We start from the raw sequence: 15,811 nt of genomic DNA on the forward strand, positions 1-15,811 counted from the left end.
CCATCCTCCTAAGATATCAGAAAAATAGAACTTGTTTACGCTTACTTCATATTGAAAGAGAAACCGCCTTGTCGTTTCTGATGTGTATCAAAGGCGGTTTGTTCTTTTTTGAAAAATTAAGCTCTGCCAGCAGAACCGAATTCTTTCATTTTGCCTGCAACTGTAGCTTTAATTGCATCGCGAGCAGGTCCTAAGTATTTACGTGGATCGTATTCGTTAGGCTTAGCTGCCAATGTTTCGCGCACTGCTTTAGCAGAAGCGATTTGGTTTTCAGTGTTAACGTTGATTTTAGCTGTACCGAAAGAGATCGCTTTTTTGATATCGTGAGTTGGGATACCAGTTCCGCCATGAAGAACCAATGGCATGCCAGTAGCATTTCCGATTTCTTCCATCTCTTTGAATCCTAAGTTTGGTTCGCCTTTGTATGGACCATGTACAGAACCTAATGCAGGTGCTATGCAGTCAATACCTGTGCGTTTTACCATTTCTTCGCACTCTTTAGGATCAGCGTAAATAACGCCTTCAGCAATGATGTCGTCTTCTTGTCCGCCAACTGTTCCAAGCTCAGCTTCAACAGAAACGCCTTTTGAATGAGCATAGTCCACAACTTTAGCAGTTGTTTCGATGTTCTCTTCAAACGGGTGGTGAGAAGCGTCAATCATAACTGAAGTGAATCCAGCATCGATTGCTTCTTTACATTTTTCAAAGCTTGAACCATGGTCAAGGTGAATCGCAACTGGAACAGTCACTTTCAAGTCTTCCATAAGTCCTTCTACCATTTTCACAACAGTTTTGAAGCCGCTCATGTAACGTGCAGCGCCCTCAGATACACCAAGGATTACTGGTGATTTTTCTTCTTCAGCAGCTTGAAGAATTGCTTGAGTGAACTCAAGGTTGTTCAGGTTAAATTGACCTACAGCGTAACCTTCGCTTTTTGCTTTATTCAACATTTCTGTCATTGATACTAAAGGCATGTCGAAATATCCTCCCTATGCAGCTAATTTGCTAAACCGAAAAGCTTACGTAACATCTAGCATGACCAGAACGATTGCAATGTATGTAATCTGATGAAATGATATACGGGCTTTTCTCACTCACTAGCATACCAACTTATGAGAAAAACGGCAACTTTTCGACATAAATCTGAATTTTCTGTTATTATTTAATTTGATCGGATTGGAAGATACTTTCTTACAGCGTCGCGAATCTCATCTATATCAAACGGTTTTGCGAAATGCGTAAGCGCGCCAAGGTCTTTCGCTTCCTGAATCATATCCAGCTCGCCATATGCAGTCATAATAATAACGCGAATGTCAGGCTCAACGACTCTCATGCGTTTTAGGATTTCAATTCCATCCATTCCAGGAATTTTCATATCTAAAAGCACTAAATCCGGTTTATGCTTGTCTACAATCTCCAGCGCCTGAAAGCCATTTGCCGCCTGGAACGTCTGATATCCCGCTTTTTGAAAAACCTCATTCAGCAAAATTCGGATTCCGTACTGATCGTCCACGATTAATATTTTTTCATTCATGTGCCTGCACCTCTTCATATTAGGATTATATAGCAAAAACTGCCGATCATTTTTATTGAAGCTCTTTTCTGGAACGATGCTGCTTTAAATGACAAGTAAGTGCCCTGGTCTATAGCTTTAGAACACGAAAACCCATTATATACGGAAGGCAATCTTACTGCGAAACAACAACCGGTGCGAAAAAAGCTATGTTTACTGAAAGCCGCGGAAAGCTTCCTCTCTAGTATAAGGCAGTCCGCTGAAACATACGATATTTATTCGGTTCGGCGCATTCTTATTCCTGCCTGAATCAGAAGAACTTTATCGACAAATTCTGAACGGTGCTGTTAGGAGATCTCCTTATTTTTCGTTATAATGATGGTTGTAAAGGAGTGTATTTTTACTATGATGAAAATTTTCATGACACAATTGAATAGCCACTTCAACCGGATTCACGAGCAGGAAGAGCCTGCCATTGAAGACGGCGCAAGACTGCTCGCTCAGGCTGCAGTCGGAAGCGGCACCATTTATATACATGGGTTTGATGAGCTTGGCGGCATGATTGGAGAAGCCGTTTTAAGTTCTGAGCCTCTGCCAAGTGCAAAACCTTTGTTTCTGGCTGATGGCTCAATGAATAAGCTGACAGATGCAGACCGTGTGCTGCTCTTTACCCATCGGTCGAATGATCCGAAGGCGATCGAGCTTGCTGAGGTGCTGTGTGAAATCGGTGCAGGCACAGTTGGCGTATCATGCTTTATGAAGGATGAAGCTGGACTTGATGAATTTGTTGACGTTCATATTGATTCAAAGCTTAAAAAGGGCCTGATTCCGGATGAAGATGGCAGCCGCTACGGCTACCCTGCTTTGATGACATCACTGTTTGTTTATTATGCTCTGAGTTTTACATTAAAAGAAATCATTAGTGAGTATGAATAGAAAAGCGGAGCCGACTGTTTAGCGCAGGCAGACAGATAAGGATCCGGCAGAAAAGTACTAGCCAAACCCTGCAGGTACAATAAGCGGATTCCACCTTGTGCTAAGACAAAAAACCCTGACAACTCAAGCTGTCAGGGTTTTCTCATGTTTATTTTTCAGAAGCCATCAATGATGCATTCACGAATTCTCGGAATAATGGCTGCGGTCTTGTTGGTCTTGATGTGAATTCCGGGTGGAACTGGGAAGCCACAAACCAAGGATGATCTTTAAGTTCGATGATTTCAACAAGTCTGCCGTCAGGGCTTGTACCTGAGAAGATAAATCCTGCGTCTTCCATTGCTTGACGGTATTCATTGTTGAACTCATAGCGATGACGGTGACGTTCATAGATTACTTCATCCTGATATGCTTCAAATGCACGAGACGCAGGATCAAGCTTAGCCGGGTAAAGGCCAAGACGAAGTGTGCCGCCAAGGTCTTCGATATCTTTTTGCTCAGGAAGCAGGTCGATAACCGGGTATGGTGTTGCAAAATCAAGCTCAGATGAATGTGCACCCTGCAGTCCAACCACATTGCGTGCATATTCAATTGAAGCTACTTGCATGCCAAGACAGATTCCGAAGAATGGAACTTTGTTTTCGCGAGCATATTGAGTTGCAAGGATTTTGCCTTCTACGCCGCGATCTCCGAATCCGCCTGGAACGAGGATTCCATCCACGTCTGAAAGGAGTTCTCCCGTGTTTAATGCTGTTACCTCTTCAGAGTTGATCCATTTGATGCTGATGTCTGCATCAAATGCATAGCCTGCATGACGCAATGCTTCAACAACAGAGATGTAAGCATCCTGAAGCTCTACGTATTTGCCGACGATTCCGATGCGGACAGATTTAGAAAGGTTTGTCACTTTTTGAACAAGCTCAATCCACTCAGACATTTCAGGTTCGCGTGAATCAAGTTTTAAGTGATCGCAAGTGATCTGATCAAGATGCTGTTCTTGAAGTGCCAATGGGATCGAGTAAAGAGTATCTGCATCACGGCATTCAATAACTGCGTTTGTATCGATGTCACAGAATAAGGCAATTTTGTCCTTCATGTCCTGTGAAATCGGCATTTCTGTACGAAGAACGATTACGTTTGGCTGAATGCCCAAGCTTCTCAATTCTTTTACACTATGCTGTGTCGGCTTTGTTTTCATTTCACCTGCAGCTTTGATGTAAGGAACAAGTGTACAGTGAATGTACATCACGTTGTCGCGGCCAATGTCGCTCTTCATTTGACGGATTGCCTCAAGGAATGGAAGAGATTCGATATCCCCTACTGTTCCTCCGATTTCTGTAATAACAACATCCGCATTTGTTTCTTTTCCTGCACGGAATACACGGTCTTTGATCTCATTTGTAATGTGAGGGATAACCTGTACTGTTCCGCCAAGATAGTCGCCGCGGCGCTCTTTCTTTAATACAGAAGAGTAAATTTTACCAGTCGTTACGTTGCTGTATTTATTTAAATTGATGTCAATGAAACGCTCATAGTGTCCTAAGTCCAAGTCTGTTTCAGCACCATCGTCCGTTACGAAGACCTCTCCATGCTGATAAGGACTCATCGTTCCCGGGTCCACGTTGATGTATGGATCAAACTTTTGGATTGTCACCTTTAATCCGCGGTTTTTTAGCAAACGTCCAAGAGATGCAGCTGTAATCCCTTTTCCTAATGAGGATACAACTCCTCCTGTAACAAAAATATACTTTGTCATGTGTTCTTCTCCCTTCAAGTGATGTATAAGATTAATGTGCACAAAAGAAAACATTCCCAATCAATGGGAACGGTTTTACTTTATAAGATTTGTCCGGGGGGTTATATAGAAAAGCGGAAGCGCCTTGTTCAGCTCCGACAGGCAGATAAGGATCCGGCAGAAAAGGCGCTTTTTGCCTTTACTGACTGAGCCGTTCTGACCGAGGAGCTAGGCGCTGGAGCTAGACATAAATGCTCAAACTTTCTCTCGCCTGTAAATCAATAAAGCGCAAGTAATGCCCGCTCCCTGCTGCCTATTTAAGGCCAGCCTTAAATCATCCGCGCTTCGTAAAAATAAGAAAGCTCCCTTTCCGCTTTACGAAAGGGAGCATGGTATATAGAATCCATAGGTATTGCTTTTAAAGAGCCCAAATAAGATTCTACCTAGTTGGTACCTGAAAGTCAAGATGATTATAAATCTTCTTCCTCGTCTTCTTCAAGGTCCTCATCCAGGTCTTCTTCTAACTCTTCTTCTTCGAGATCGAACTCTTCATCTTCAATGACTTCATCGATTTCTTCTGCATCGTCTTCCAGATCATCATCGTCATCATCAAGATCATCGTCTGTATCGTCTTCATACTCTTCGATGTCATCATATTCTAATTCTTCTTCATCAACCTCATCGAAGTCTTCAAGTTCAAGGTCTTCAGCAACCGCTTTTTTCGCTTTTTTCTTCTTAGGCTTAGCGACCGGCACTACCTCTTCTTCGATTTGCTCGTATGGGTACCAGCTGCGGAGTCCCCAAGTATTTTCCCCAACACAAATATAACGTCCGTCGATATTCAGATCTGTGTAGAATTGAGAAATTTTATCTTCAACCTGGCTTTGTGTCAGGCCGATAATTTGGCTGATCTCTTTTACTAAATCTTTGAAAAGATATGGCTGTTTCTTGTCTGTCATCAGGTCGTATGCAACTTCAACCATTGATAATTCTTTAAGCTGGTCCTTGGAATATTGTGAAATACTCAAAGTGAGGCACTCCCTTTCTAATCGTTCATCTATTGAAGGTGATTTTTCACCCTATAAGAAATTCGGAAGTGAGATTGATAGCACCGTCCGAATCCTATGTATTCAAGTCATACCATTCATTATAAACAAATTCTAACACTTTATGCTACCTTAATCTTCTTCCTTGTAATAAATCAGAATAATTTTTAACATTTCTATTAATAATTAGAACTTCATAGAAAAACCCGGAAGAAATTCCGAGTTTCAGCGGCTGTTTTTGATTTGTTTAAAATTATTTTGAAGCTCCTGAAGCCGGACACGGCCTTGTTCACGAAGCTGTTTGTTCTCATCTTCAATGGCTTTTGTTTCCTGCATCCCTTTTAGGATAATGCTCCAGGTTTCTTCGATTGTTTCCATTTTAATGCTTGGACTTCCTGAAAGTCTCGCAATATCAACACTTTGCTTTGATATATTTTGAGCGTTGCGGACAAGCATTTCATTTGTGCGTTTTTCAAGCTCGTTCATAGAATCTGCCACAAGCTTCTGTCTTTTTGCAGCGATGGCGTTGATCAGACCTGTTTTAAAGATCGGAATGGTTGTGACGAAAGCTGAGTTGATTTTTCCAATCAGCTTTGTATTTCCTCTCTGCAGGAGACGAATTTGCGGCGCTGACTGATAAGCCACTTGTTTAGCAAGCTCAAGGTCATACACTCTTTGTTCGAGCACTTCTACCGCATTACGCATCGTATCAAGCTCCATTTGTGCAAGCTGATCTCCTGATGCCGCTTTTGCTTCTAAAGCAGGAAGCTGCTGTTTCAGCTCAGCCGCTTTCATATCTCCGGCCACTATATATTTTTCAAGCTCCATGTAGTATTGGAAATTTTGTTCATATAGCTGTTCAAGTGTATTGGTTGAGCGTTTCATTTCATCTTCATATTTAACGATTTCCATGTACACTTTATCAATTTCCCCGCCCATTGTCTGATACTTGGACATAATTTTCTCTACCATCTTCTGGCCGCGGTTAAAGATTTTTTTCATAATCCCTTTTTGCTCGGCAAAATCCTTTGGATCAAAGCGGTCCATGATTTTACCGAGGTGTTTAAGAAGCGCGCTCGACTCTTCCATGCTGCTTGATTGCATTGTATTTAATATTTTTCCTGAAAAAGCGGAAATTTCATCCGCCGGCGCTTTTCCATATTCAAGCATTCCGACTTGATTGCGGTGGTCAATCATTTGCGCAAGCTTTTGAACTTCAGGTTCTTTTTGCAGCTGTACCTTCATGCTGTTCGGCCCTTCCTGCAGAACCTCTTCCATTTGATCCACTTTACTGAGTCCTGGTACTTGAGACATATTGGTATCCTCCCTTGATCATTAAATCAGAACATTTTCCGGATGAATTTTTTCAGGCGCGAAGGCTCCTGGAACTCTTCGCCAAAGCTCATCTCATCCAGCCAATGACTGTCAAAATATCGTTCATCAACAAAGTTTTCAATGTCGTTATGGCCCGGCGGATTGTATAGGACGATATCCAGTCCAAATTCATTCATTAACAGCAGGATAGCTGCATCAGCACGGGTCATGAAGCCGTTATTCTCATTATTGTAAAGCACAATCCGCGGCACATATTGAGAGTAATCAAAATTCTGCATCAGCTTGATCATGCTGTTTGGAATATTCATAGCTTGATTAAACAAATACAGCTGGAGATCATATAAGCTTTCCTGATCTTGTTTTTTTAATTTAGGATGCGCGCAATACCTCGAGATCGCTTCAGCGATTCCCTTCTGCAGGCCAGTCGGCAGGTTACTGTATCTCCACCAGTGGCTGTTCATCATTTTATCAGCCTGCAGCTCCTGCTTTTCCCCGAGCGCATTCTGATAATGAAAGTGAGGGTTTCCTTTCGCTTCCCACGTAAAAGGAAATTGTTTAATAACCTCTGCATATTCATAATCGGTCAAGTACTGAATTTTGCCCCAGTATGCCCGGCGGTTTTTGGTCATGCCGAAAATTTTTGAAAAGATGGCCGGGATATTTACTGTATTGTTTCGGACTTCAAAATTCGGCCTTAAAAAGGCTCTTTCTTTTATAAGAATAAAAAGTTCATCATAGGTTGTTTTCAGCGTAATGGCATTAGGAGAATAATTTCTGAATTGCCACGGCTTATAAAGCATGGAATCATCGGAATGAAGAACCTGGTCGATTTCTTTCGATGCTTTATAGGCAATTGTAGAAGTCCGCTCCGGCCTTGTTTTTGGAAACGCTGTCAGTTGATGAGTCCCCGGATAGCGAACGATCTTGCTGATCGCTTCAAACGGATCTGCATCCGCCAGTATATCCGTCCCTTCCGGATGCGCAACGATGACATCGCAGCCGAATAGGATGAGGAACTTAAGGAAGTGCTGCTCGCTTGGCGTCGCATTTCCATACCAGAAAAATGCCGGTATTCTATCTTCTTGATTGGCTGTTTTTTCAAGTTCTTTATATAAGTGATTCCACGTCCATTTAACAAGATCCACAATGACTCTTCTGAAATCTCCTGTTTCATCCTTGCGATCTTCGAAAAAGGGAGTCAGCACCTTGATGAAACAAGCTCTCAAATGGCGGTTCAATTCAGGATTTTTAAGCATTGGAAGCAGCTGGTCACGGTCCATAAAAGCAACAAACCGGTTCACTGACAGCTTTTCTTTTCCATGCAGAATCAATAAGTTCTGAACCGCCTGGAATTTCTCCTGAGGAATGGTTTTGTCGAGATTTTCACTGATAAAGTGAATCTCAAGCTCGTCATTGTGAACGAGATCGTAAAGCGTTTGAAAATACTCATCTTCCACTAAAGGTGTTCCGAGCATGCGAATGGCTATTTGAGGGATTTTCATTTCAGAGGGAGTATTCACAAATCCCGAGCGCTCAGATAACGGCTGAAAAAGAAGCGCTTGCCAATCCGTTTCAAGATTAGCCGCTGCTACTGGCTGATATGTTCGAATCATCTCTCTTCCCTCCCCCAAAAAGTCACATCCAGCAATCTATTTTTATGATTCGTTTGAACAGAAATTGAACTAAGTCCTGAAAAGAGAGCTATCTGCCTGTTCTCTTTTCGCCAAATACGTGCTGCATTCCTTCACTCGTTACAACCCATGTTTTCCCGAATTTCCGAATGGTGCCGCTAGGGAACTGATCGATTCGTTTCCGCAGGGTTGAATCGTCAATTCCCCATACCCGGCAGGCCTGTGAGGAACTCATAATATTTTTATCCAATAAATTTGTATGGTTCTTTTCTAATGTAACCAATACGTTCACTCCAATAATATCTAAAGAAAATCAAATCGTTCAGCCATTTGACATCAGAAACACCTTATTATTATTGTACCAGCACAAGGTAAATATTTCTATTTTATAACTCAGCTGGTGCCGGGCTTACTTTTGCCAATACGTTCTCCAAAATTTCTTCGGATGCAAAAATCCCGTTTTTGTTCGTTCTTTTAATCGTTTCTGCTAGTCGAGTATTTGATTCGCCCAATTCTCCGTGCAGCGGTGAAAAAGCATGATCTGCCCCTTCAAGCATGCATAAATCAAGCAATGAATCTCCCGCAGTAATCACGGTTTTTGCGCCAATCGCTTCTTTGACATAAGCAACGGCATCCCATTTGTTGATTGGCTTCGGTACAAAGTATAGCTTTCTGCCCTGCAGAGAGTGCTTCCAGCCATGGCGGTCGAGCCATAGGATAAATTCCTGCAGACGCGCTTCAGGAATGAGAGCGCGGTCGATAATATTATAGAGAAAGAGATTTTCAGCATTTTTTTGTTTTAACACCCAATCTTCTGCTGCAATCTCCTGAAACTTGCGGGAAACTTCCTCTAAACTTGTGCACTCATTTTTCATCAGGTTTTCTAAATGCTGTTTCCATTCTTCGTCGAGCTTACCGTTCTTGAACACATGTCCCCCATTGCTTGTGACAGCGTAGCCAGGAATAATTTCCTCCTGGAAAACAGTGATGCGCCCGTATTGTGAGGGTGTTCTTGTCGTAACAGGAACAAAGGTCATTTGCTCTGCAATTTCCTTCAGCATGGAAATCGCTTTTTTCGTCATAAATGAGATTTCCTGACCATCCAGCATTTCGATCAGGCGAATATCAGATTCGCTTACCGGCTCACGGAAGGACCTTCTTGAATAAATGAGTGTTTGATCCAGATCACTTGCAAAAATCACAGATTGTTCCTCCTAGTTTAGGGGCTTTATTATGCCGCAGCATGAATATGACATGTTCTTGTATTCAATCACCGGTACATTTCGTTCTTTTGCCAGCAGGAAAATGTGTTCGAGATCTTTATTGTTTAAATCCTTAACAAGAATTTTCCAAGGGATTCTGCGTAAAAGAACGCGCGTTGTTTCGCCTACTCCCGGTTTTACATGGTGAATATTTTCTATGCTGAAATCATCCTGAATTTGTTTAATATCCTGGATGCCTTTCCACGTCGGCTCTTTGTCTTCTGCCTCAAGCTTTACCAGCTGTTCGCTGATTTCTTCAGCAACATGCGCAAATTCTGAGACGACAACATCAATAAAATGGTTCGACACATCTTCAGGAATCAGTTCCGAATAATATTTTGCTCCATGAAAATCATCAGGCCCAATGAACTGGTCATTTAATACGGTTCTGCTCACCAATCCTGAAACGGTGGAATTCAAGCAGGCACTTGGAATTAAGAAGTCTTCACGAGTTCCGTAAATCTCAGTGCAATAGCCTGGATCCGCCAAGACAGCAAGTGAATCATCCATGTGCATTTCGTATTTGCTGTTGAAGTCGGCCATCGCCTCTGTCAATTCTCTTGTAATGGCTCCTTTTCCAGTCCACCCGTCCACAAATTGAACATGGTCATCTGGATGATTTTGAGCAATATACCTCATTGCATTTTCATCGATGCCGCGTCCTCTGACGATCGAAACACTGTAATGAGGAACATTGAGATGATAAGTTTGCATAAGATATCTTTTCATTAAAATGCCAATTGGCGTACCTGCTCTTGCAAGGGATACAAGAACGATGCTGCGTCCTTTCACTTGCAGGATGCGCTCAGCCACTGTTCCTACTGCAATCGCCAGTTTTTGTTTGTACATATCTAAAGAATGATGAAAAAGCTGTAAATATTCATCTGTCGGCTTGTATTCAATCGGAAGCATTTCTGAATAATGAGTTCCGCTTTGTACAGCCTGCTCTCTTTCTAATGTTGATTTTTCAAGGGTAACGTCACTCAGGTCCTTTAATAAGAAAATAACGTCCTGCTCCGAATAGCTTCCCATCGCTGCCGGCTTTGGCAATTGCTGCTTCACCTTATTCATCTGCTGCACTTCCTTTTTTGTTTGTACTGAAAAAAACGAGATTGATAATCGGAAAAACGCTTTTCAGCTGTTTCATCATAGATTGCATATGGTCACCTAAAACAGACCGTTCAAAAAAGACGAAAACTTCGTCGTATTGATCCTGCTCTGCATTATAAAAGTAATTAGCCGTCTCTCCGTCTTCCGGGTTTATAAAGGGATATGCGCTTTTCACCGCGTAATCTTCACGGTCAACCGGATGAATCGGACTTCTGGTTGTTGATTGATAGAAAATTCCCTCTCCCATAAAGGACGCCGTCTTCATCGGCACATACATAAATTCTCCTGTACCAAGGCATAGAGTTTTCTTTCCCTTGCGATATTTAAGGAGACTGGCTGCTGCATGTTGACAATACTCATCCACACTAAGCTGTTCCTGATCTGAAAGACCGAATCTGCCAGTGTGTAATAAATAAGGTGCAGATAGAAGTTCAGAAGAATACGGAGTTACGCCATTTTCACTAGATAAATAGATTTCATTAATCTCTGATTCAGACACGGATGATCTTTCTTTTCCACCCTGATTCTCTGCTACCGGGTTCCCTGTTGTTGTAATAAGACCTGTTATTAAAGAAACGGTATGGATTTTAACACCAAGTCTTTCTTCTGTTTCTCTGAATCTCTGCTGGTCTTCTTCAGAGCGCCAATCCAGTATCGACACGACTGTATATTCCCGGCGCGGATATTTCGCCTGGATCGATTCTATGATATTCAGCGCTGTTTTTCCTGTGGTTACTTCGTCATCTACTAAAACAATCGGGCTGGCATTATCAAATAGACTCTCGTTCACATAACAGCGGTGAGAGGTCGCATGAGAATGCTCTTCTTCAAAATTGATGATGGAATCCATTCCAGATACCATTTCCCTTGTTGTATGAAAAAAAGAGGCATGTTCAAAGTTTTCAAAGACTGCATGTCCAAGGGCAGTTGCCGTTTCAGCAAACCCTATGAAAAGAGCCGGTTCGCTCAAAGCATGGCGGTACTCGCTCTTTTGAATCGGTTCCCCGTTTAAGCAAGCTAAAATCTGATCTCTTTCAGGATGTGTTTCACCGTGCACAACTTCCATATATCTTGCTGCAAGAGCTTGTCCAGTAAGAAGAGCAAGCGTTGGATTAACAGGAATATGTTTGCCGAGGACTTTGCTCACAAATAAGAAGCCGCGTTTTTTATTAATCCGCGCTGCCATAGAAAACAGGTTTTCCAAAGGAAGAAGATACGGATTGCTTGTCAGTTCAATTTCTACAGAAAGCTTCCCTAATAAATCAAATGTATAATTGCTCGTTTGTTGTTTCGCTGATAAGGTCAATAAATGATTGCTGCTCATGGAACACCCCGTATATTTTTGATTTCAAGATGATTTTCCGCGCCCAATTGTAATGGGGTTTGATTTCGTTCATTTTATTTGAAAACTCACTTCGAATGACGCCATTGTAAGATTGCGCCTGATCAAGAATGGCCGACGCATCTAAATATTCTTCTTTTGTCACCGCATTCAGTGCATTTACAATTTTAATATGCAACGGATGTATAATGGTCTTGCCTACAAGGCCATTTGTATTATCAAGGACGATTTCATGGATTAAGCCGTCGTCATAACGGTCAATCAGGTTCGCTCTGAATTCAAGACCCTCGGTGCCATATGCCTGCTGAAAAGGCGTTTGTCTGATTTGAGGCTTTAAAATCCGCTGGCCGCCGCCAAAATACTCCCAGACCGGCCCTGAAATGACGTATTCTTTTTCACATCTGCCGAACACATTAATGATGTCTGTAATGCAGTCGCGAATAACGGAAATATCATAAATCGTTGTATCCCTGCTTCTTCTGATACCGAACAGCCCTGATAAATCTGTTCCTCCAAGGCGGACATTGAGGACGAGTTCATAGTAATCATCAAGAATCTCTTTAATGCCAAGCAATTCAGCCATCCTGGATTCTTTGTAAATAATTTCTTTCGTCTCTAAAATAGGCATTCCATACAGTGTGACAGAGTAAAGAACGGCGATTTCCTGCAAGGCTGCATAATAGCCTCTTCCATTTTCAGATGTGAATTTAGGGAAGACAAACCCGCTTAACAGCTGGATATGATGCTTTAGCTTTGAAGCAAGGCGTTTCATTTGATCTTCATTTCGGATCCGCACAAAAATAAGCGGCAGATTTCTCTGATCAAACTTGCCTTTTAAAATGCTGTTTGAGATGGCTTCGATTTGTCTGACTGTATTCTCTTCTGCTGATTCTACTTCTGTATCACCGATTGAATCTTCAAGACAAATCACCATTGAAGTTAATCCTTCGTGTTTTCCATTAAGAAATTTACCAGATAGTACATCGTTTGAAATAACTGTCCGATTACCAGGCATGTAGAGAGTCGCGCCTAACGTATAGGCCAGGGTTTCCCGTTCTGTTTCTTTTGAAAAATGGATTGGTTCGTATAAAAAGATTTCATTGCGCTTTTCTTTAGATAAATATTGAAAATGCTTCAAGCTTGTTCCTCCATTCAGACCCTCTTCGTGATGTACTAGATGGTAAATTTCTTACTAGAAAAATAGAAAAGCGGAGGCGCCTTGGTCAGCTTCGACAGACAGATAAGGGGCAGAAAAGGTGCTTTTTGCCAATACTTTCGGAGCCGTTCTGGCCGAGGAGCTAGGCGCCGCAGCTAGACATTAGAAAAGCGGAACCGCCCGGGAAAACCCAGGCAGTCCCTTCACACTTTTTATTTTTTAAAAAGGCGCGTTGTTTATAAAAAACAACGCACCTCTCATCCTTATTTTTCAGTCCGGTTCTTAAACGTCTAAACCGTAGTCTTTAACTAGGGAACCTAAGCCGCCTTGGTAGCCGCTTCCGATTGCATTAAATTTCCATTCAGCGCCGTGACGGTATAATTCTCCAACTACAACCGCTGTTTCGATAGAGAAATCTTCTCCTAAGTCGTAGCGGATTAATTCCTGGTTGCTCTCTTCGTTTAAAATGCGTACATATGCATTTGAAACTTGTCCGAAGTTTTGGCTGCGTGATTCAGCATCATGGATTGTGATTGTGAACGCAATTTTATCGATTGTTGATGGAACTTGAGATAGGTTTACTTTGATGACTTCATCATCGCCTGAGCCTTCGCCTGTACGGTTGTCGCCAGTGTGCTCAACAGAACCGTTGCCGCCTACAAGATTGTTGTAGAAAATGAAATCTGCTTCGCTTGAAGCTTTTCCATTAGCATCTAATAAGAAAACAGACGTGTCTAAGTCAAAGTCATTTCCGCCGTCATATTTGTTTGTGTCCCAGCCAAGACCTACTAATACTTTAGATAAACCAGGATTTGATTTTGTTAAATCGATTTTTTGACCTTTAGATAAACTGATTGCCATTTCGATTCGACTCCTTTTATGTATAAGTTTTATTTTTAAAATTTACGCGTGACGATTTGCTATTTCAGTAATTGATGCATCTGTTGTACCTGATCCGACTGCTGCGAATTTCCACTCGCCGCCGTGACGGTAAATTTCTCCCGGAATAAGAGACGTTAAGCCGGAATAGTCATCAGACAGGTTATAATGAACAAGCTCTGTTTTCGTTGCTGAATCAACTACACGGATAAATGCATTCTGAATCATGCCGAAATGCTGTTTTCTTTGAACTGCTTGATAGATGTTTACAACAAATACAAGCTTATGGACGTTTGACGGCACTTTGCTCAAGTCGATTAAAACCTGCTCATCGTCTCCATCGCCCTCACCTGTTAAGTTGTCGCCTGTATGTTTGACAGAACCGCATTTGCTTGTAAGGTTACCGAAATAAATCACACTTTTCTTATCAAGCAGACGGCCGTTTTCATCAAGCATCATGACAGATGCGTCACAATCTACATTGCTTCCGCCTCCGCCGCCGAATAAACTGCCAAGCAGCCCGCCGCTTTTTTGCTGAACAGGGTCCCAGCCAAGGCCGACCATCAAATTCTTCAGGCCTGCATTGCCTTTAGTCAAATCAATCTTCTGACCCTTTTGTAATGTAATTGCCATTTCTTCACTCTCCCTCTTGGGTAATGTGGAAACTTGCAAGTCTGAAACCGCGGCCAGAATTATTTTTTTTTAAAAAAAATAGATCTTTTGGCCTGACATCACGATAACGTGACCACAAGTTTAATACTACCAATATTTTAACAAAATTTAAACTAAAAACCTTTTTAGAAGGTGTTAATCTTTCATACGATTCGCAGGAAAAAAAGTTTCAAATAAATGCTTACAAAATGATTTCTTTTTCGAGGAAAGTCGCTTTGATATCAAGTTTCATTTCCTGCTTCTCTACTTTTTCCCCAAGCAGCAATTTAACGGCAAGATAAGGGAAGTTCACCCCTGATAAACAGCTGAAATAGAGTCCGCCTGACATTCTCGGGTTGATCTCAAGCAACTTAGGCAGGCCTTGATTGAATTTCACTTGTATGTTAAAGATATAGTCCAATTTAAATTCCTTAGTGAACTCCTCCGCAAGACGGATAAGCTCTTTGTTATTCTCAAGGATCCGGATTCTGCCCCCGCCTTTTTTCCGCGGTACCGCAGCCAGCAATTCCCCGTCAAAAGCGAGGCAGTCAATGCTGTATTCTTCTCCTTCCAAAAACTCCATCACCATAAGCTCAGGAAATTCCGGGACAGCACTCAGGCCATCATATGCTCTCTGAAATGGAATCCGGTAGCTTGGCGCCATCACTTCTTTCAGGGGATCAAGCTCATCATCAATAATCCGGAAACCGTAGCCTCCTTCTCCTACTACCGGCTTATAGCAAACGCCAAGACCTTCGTTTTTCAATTTTTCATAGGTTTCTTTAAATTCATCAGCTGTGCTTGCCGTATAAAAAGAAGGAATCTCAAAGATGCCTTTTTCTTTGCATCTATCATAAAATTCATCTTTGTTTTCAATTGTTTCTAATAGATTGGCATCTCTATTTACTAATACCTTTGTGCCGATTGCTTCAAACTCATTTATGGCTTTGGCAATTGGAAGCATTTTATATCTTGGAACAAACAGCTGAATTCCATGTTTTTTACAAAAATTCAGACAATAAAGAACATACTCATCGTCTGTATCAAGCTTTGGCTCAACTTCAGAATAATCGCAGTTGGCAAGCATCACGTGGTCAGGGTCAGGGTGCGTTCCGTACACTTCGAACTTTATCCCGTCTTCATTGGCCCGGATCATGTCGATGTAATGATAGGCAACTGAGAACCAGCGGTTAAACCAGATTTTATATGTACTCATTT

Annotated in this window: 15 protein-coding genes; 1 reads left to right on the forward strand and 14 read right to left on the reverse strand. The window is 41.9% G+C overall.

Annotated elements, in window-relative coordinates; genetic code table 11:
- Positions 1-116 precede the first annotated feature (116 nt).
- Entirely contained in the window at positions 117-974 is an 858-nt protein-coding gene (locus AC3ISE_RS21230; RefSeq protein ID WP_070877989.1) for a class II fructose-bisphosphate aldolase, read from the reverse strand.
- A 188-nt stretch (positions 975-1,162) separates the two neighbouring features.
- The gene (locus tag AC3ISE_RS21235; protein ID WP_029283300.1) at positions 1,163-1,534 is read right to left on the reverse strand and encodes a response regulator; all 372 of its coding nucleotides are present in this window, start codon (positions 1,532-1,534) and stop codon (positions 1,163-1,165) included.
- Positions 1,535-1,918: 384 nt separating this feature from the next.
- On the opposite strand from AC3ISE_RS21235, the gene AC3ISE_RS21240 reads away from it, so the two are divergent.
- Positions 1,919-2,449, forward strand: a complete 531-nt coding sequence (locus tag AC3ISE_RS21240) for a DUF2529 domain-containing protein (RefSeq protein ID WP_489222505.1) — start codon at positions 1,919-1,921, stop codon at positions 2,447-2,449.
- Positions 2,450-2,597: 148 nt separating this feature from the next.
- Here AC3ISE_RS21240 and pyrG read toward each other — a convergent pair whose 3' ends face one another.
- From pyrG to AC3ISE_RS21300, 12 genes are all read right to left on the reverse strand, one after another.
- Positions 2,598-4,202: a CTP synthase gene (gene pyrG, locus AC3ISE_RS21245; protein ID WP_070877983.1), complete on the reverse strand. Its 1,605-nt coding sequence runs from the start codon at positions 4,200-4,202 to the stop codon at positions 2,598-2,600.
- Between the two features lie 449 nt (positions 4,203-4,651).
- On the reverse strand, positions 4,652-5,209 hold the full coding sequence (gene rpoE, locus AC3ISE_RS21250; RefSeq protein ID WP_489222506.1) for a DNA-directed RNA polymerase subunit delta: 558 nt from the start codon (positions 5,207-5,209) through the stop codon (positions 4,652-4,654).
- Positions 5,210-5,452: 243 nt separating this feature from the next.
- Positions 5,453-6,505 (reverse strand): toxic anion resistance protein, encoded by a 1,053-nt coding sequence (locus AC3ISE_RS21255; RefSeq protein ID WP_489224404.1) that lies wholly within the window; start codon positions 6,503-6,505, stop codon positions 5,453-5,455.
- 62 nt (positions 6,506-6,567) lie between these two features.
- Positions 6,568-8,175, reverse strand: coding sequence for a YceG family protein (locus tag AC3ISE_RS21260; RefSeq protein ID WP_489222507.1), 1,608 nt, complete (start codon positions 8,173-8,175; stop codon positions 6,568-6,570).
- Between the two features lie 88 nt (positions 8,176-8,263).
- A complete protein-coding gene (locus tag AC3ISE_RS21265; RefSeq protein WP_489222508.1) occupies positions 8,264-8,476 on the reverse strand; it encodes a helix-turn-helix domain-containing protein in 213 nt (70 codons plus the stop codon).
- A 103-nt stretch (positions 8,477-8,579) separates the two neighbouring features.
- Positions 8,580-9,395: an HAD family hydrolase gene (locus AC3ISE_RS21270; RefSeq protein ID WP_489222509.1), complete on the reverse strand. Its 816-nt coding sequence runs from the start codon at positions 9,393-9,395 to the stop codon at positions 8,580-8,582.
- 12 nt (positions 9,396-9,407) lie between these two features.
- Positions 9,408-10,526: a cysteine protease StiP family protein gene (locus AC3ISE_RS21275; protein ID WP_489222510.1), complete on the reverse strand. Its 1,119-nt coding sequence runs from the start codon at positions 10,524-10,526 to the stop codon at positions 9,408-9,410.
- Positions 10,519-11,889, reverse strand: coding sequence for a phosphoribosyltransferase family protein (locus tag AC3ISE_RS21280; RefSeq protein ID WP_489222511.1), 1,371 nt, complete (start codon positions 11,887-11,889; stop codon positions 10,519-10,521). The genes AC3ISE_RS21275 and AC3ISE_RS21280 overlap by 8 nt, the downstream gene beginning before the upstream one ends.
- Positions 11,828-13,045, reverse strand: a complete 1,218-nt coding sequence (locus AC3ISE_RS21285; protein WP_489222512.1) for an HpcH/HpaI aldolase/citrate lyase family protein — start codon at positions 13,043-13,045, stop codon at positions 11,828-11,830. The genes AC3ISE_RS21280 and AC3ISE_RS21285 overlap by 62 nt, the downstream gene beginning before the upstream one ends.
- A gap of 300 nt (positions 13,046-13,345) precedes the next feature.
- On the reverse strand, positions 13,346-13,924 hold the full coding sequence (locus AC3ISE_RS21290; protein ID WP_070877965.1) for a TerD family protein: 579 nt from the start codon (positions 13,922-13,924) through the stop codon (positions 13,346-13,348).
- Positions 13,925-13,966: 42 nt separating this feature from the next.
- Positions 13,967-14,575, reverse strand: coding sequence for a TerD family protein (locus AC3ISE_RS21295; protein WP_489222513.1), 609 nt, complete (start codon positions 14,573-14,575; stop codon positions 13,967-13,969).
- 220 nt (positions 14,576-14,795) lie between these two features.
- On the reverse strand, positions 14,796-15,809 hold the full coding sequence (locus AC3ISE_RS21300; RefSeq protein ID WP_489222514.1) for an ATP-grasp domain-containing protein: 1,014 nt from the start codon (positions 15,807-15,809) through the stop codon (positions 14,796-14,798).
- Positions 15,810-15,811 lie beyond the last annotated feature (2 nt).

This window comes from Metabacillus sp. KH_069 (assembly GCF_057838075.1).

Excerpts from the sequence above, each read along its gene's own strand:
- AC3ISE_RS21235 (WP_029283300.1), bottom strand. The coding sequence starts at position 1,534 with ATGAATGAAAAAATATTAATCGTGGACGATCAGTACGGAATCCGAATT.
- AC3ISE_RS21300 (WP_489222514.1), bottom strand. The coding sequence starts at position 15,809 with ATGAGTACATATAAAATCTGGTTTAACCGCTGGTTCTCAGTTGCCTAT.
- AC3ISE_RS21280 (WP_489222511.1), bottom strand. The coding sequence starts at position 11,889 with ATGAGCAGCAATCATTTATTGACCTTATCAGCGAAACAACAAACGAGC.
- AC3ISE_RS21260 (WP_489222507.1), bottom strand. The coding sequence starts at position 8,175 with ATGATTCGAACATATCAGCCAGTAGCAGCGGCTAATCTTGAAACGGAT.
- AC3ISE_RS21290 (WP_070877965.1), bottom strand. The coding sequence starts at position 13,924 with ATGGCAATCAGTTTATCTAAAGGTCAAAAAATCGATTTAACAAAATCA.
- AC3ISE_RS21230 (WP_070877989.1), bottom strand. The coding sequence starts at position 974 with ATGCCTTTAGTATCAATGACAGAAATGTTGAATAAAGCAAAAAGCGAA.
- AC3ISE_RS21275 (WP_489222510.1), bottom strand. The coding sequence starts at position 10,526 with ATGAATAAGGTGAAGCAGCAATTGCCAAAGCCGGCAGCGATGGGAAGC.
- AC3ISE_RS21255 (WP_489224404.1), bottom strand. The coding sequence starts at position 6,505 with ATGGAAGAGGTTCTGCAGGAAGGGCCGAACAGCATGAAGGTACAGCTG.
- AC3ISE_RS21295 (WP_489222513.1), bottom strand. The coding sequence starts at position 14,575 with ATGGCAATTACATTACAAAAGGGTCAGAAGATTGATTTGACTAAAGGC.
- pyrG (WP_070877983.1), bottom strand. The coding sequence starts at position 4,202 with ATGACAAAGTATATTTTTGTTACAGGAGGAGTTGTATCCTCATTAGGA.
- AC3ISE_RS21240 (WP_489222505.1), top strand. The coding sequence starts at position 1,919 with ATGATGAAAATTTTCATGACACAATTGAATAGCCACTTCAACCGGATT.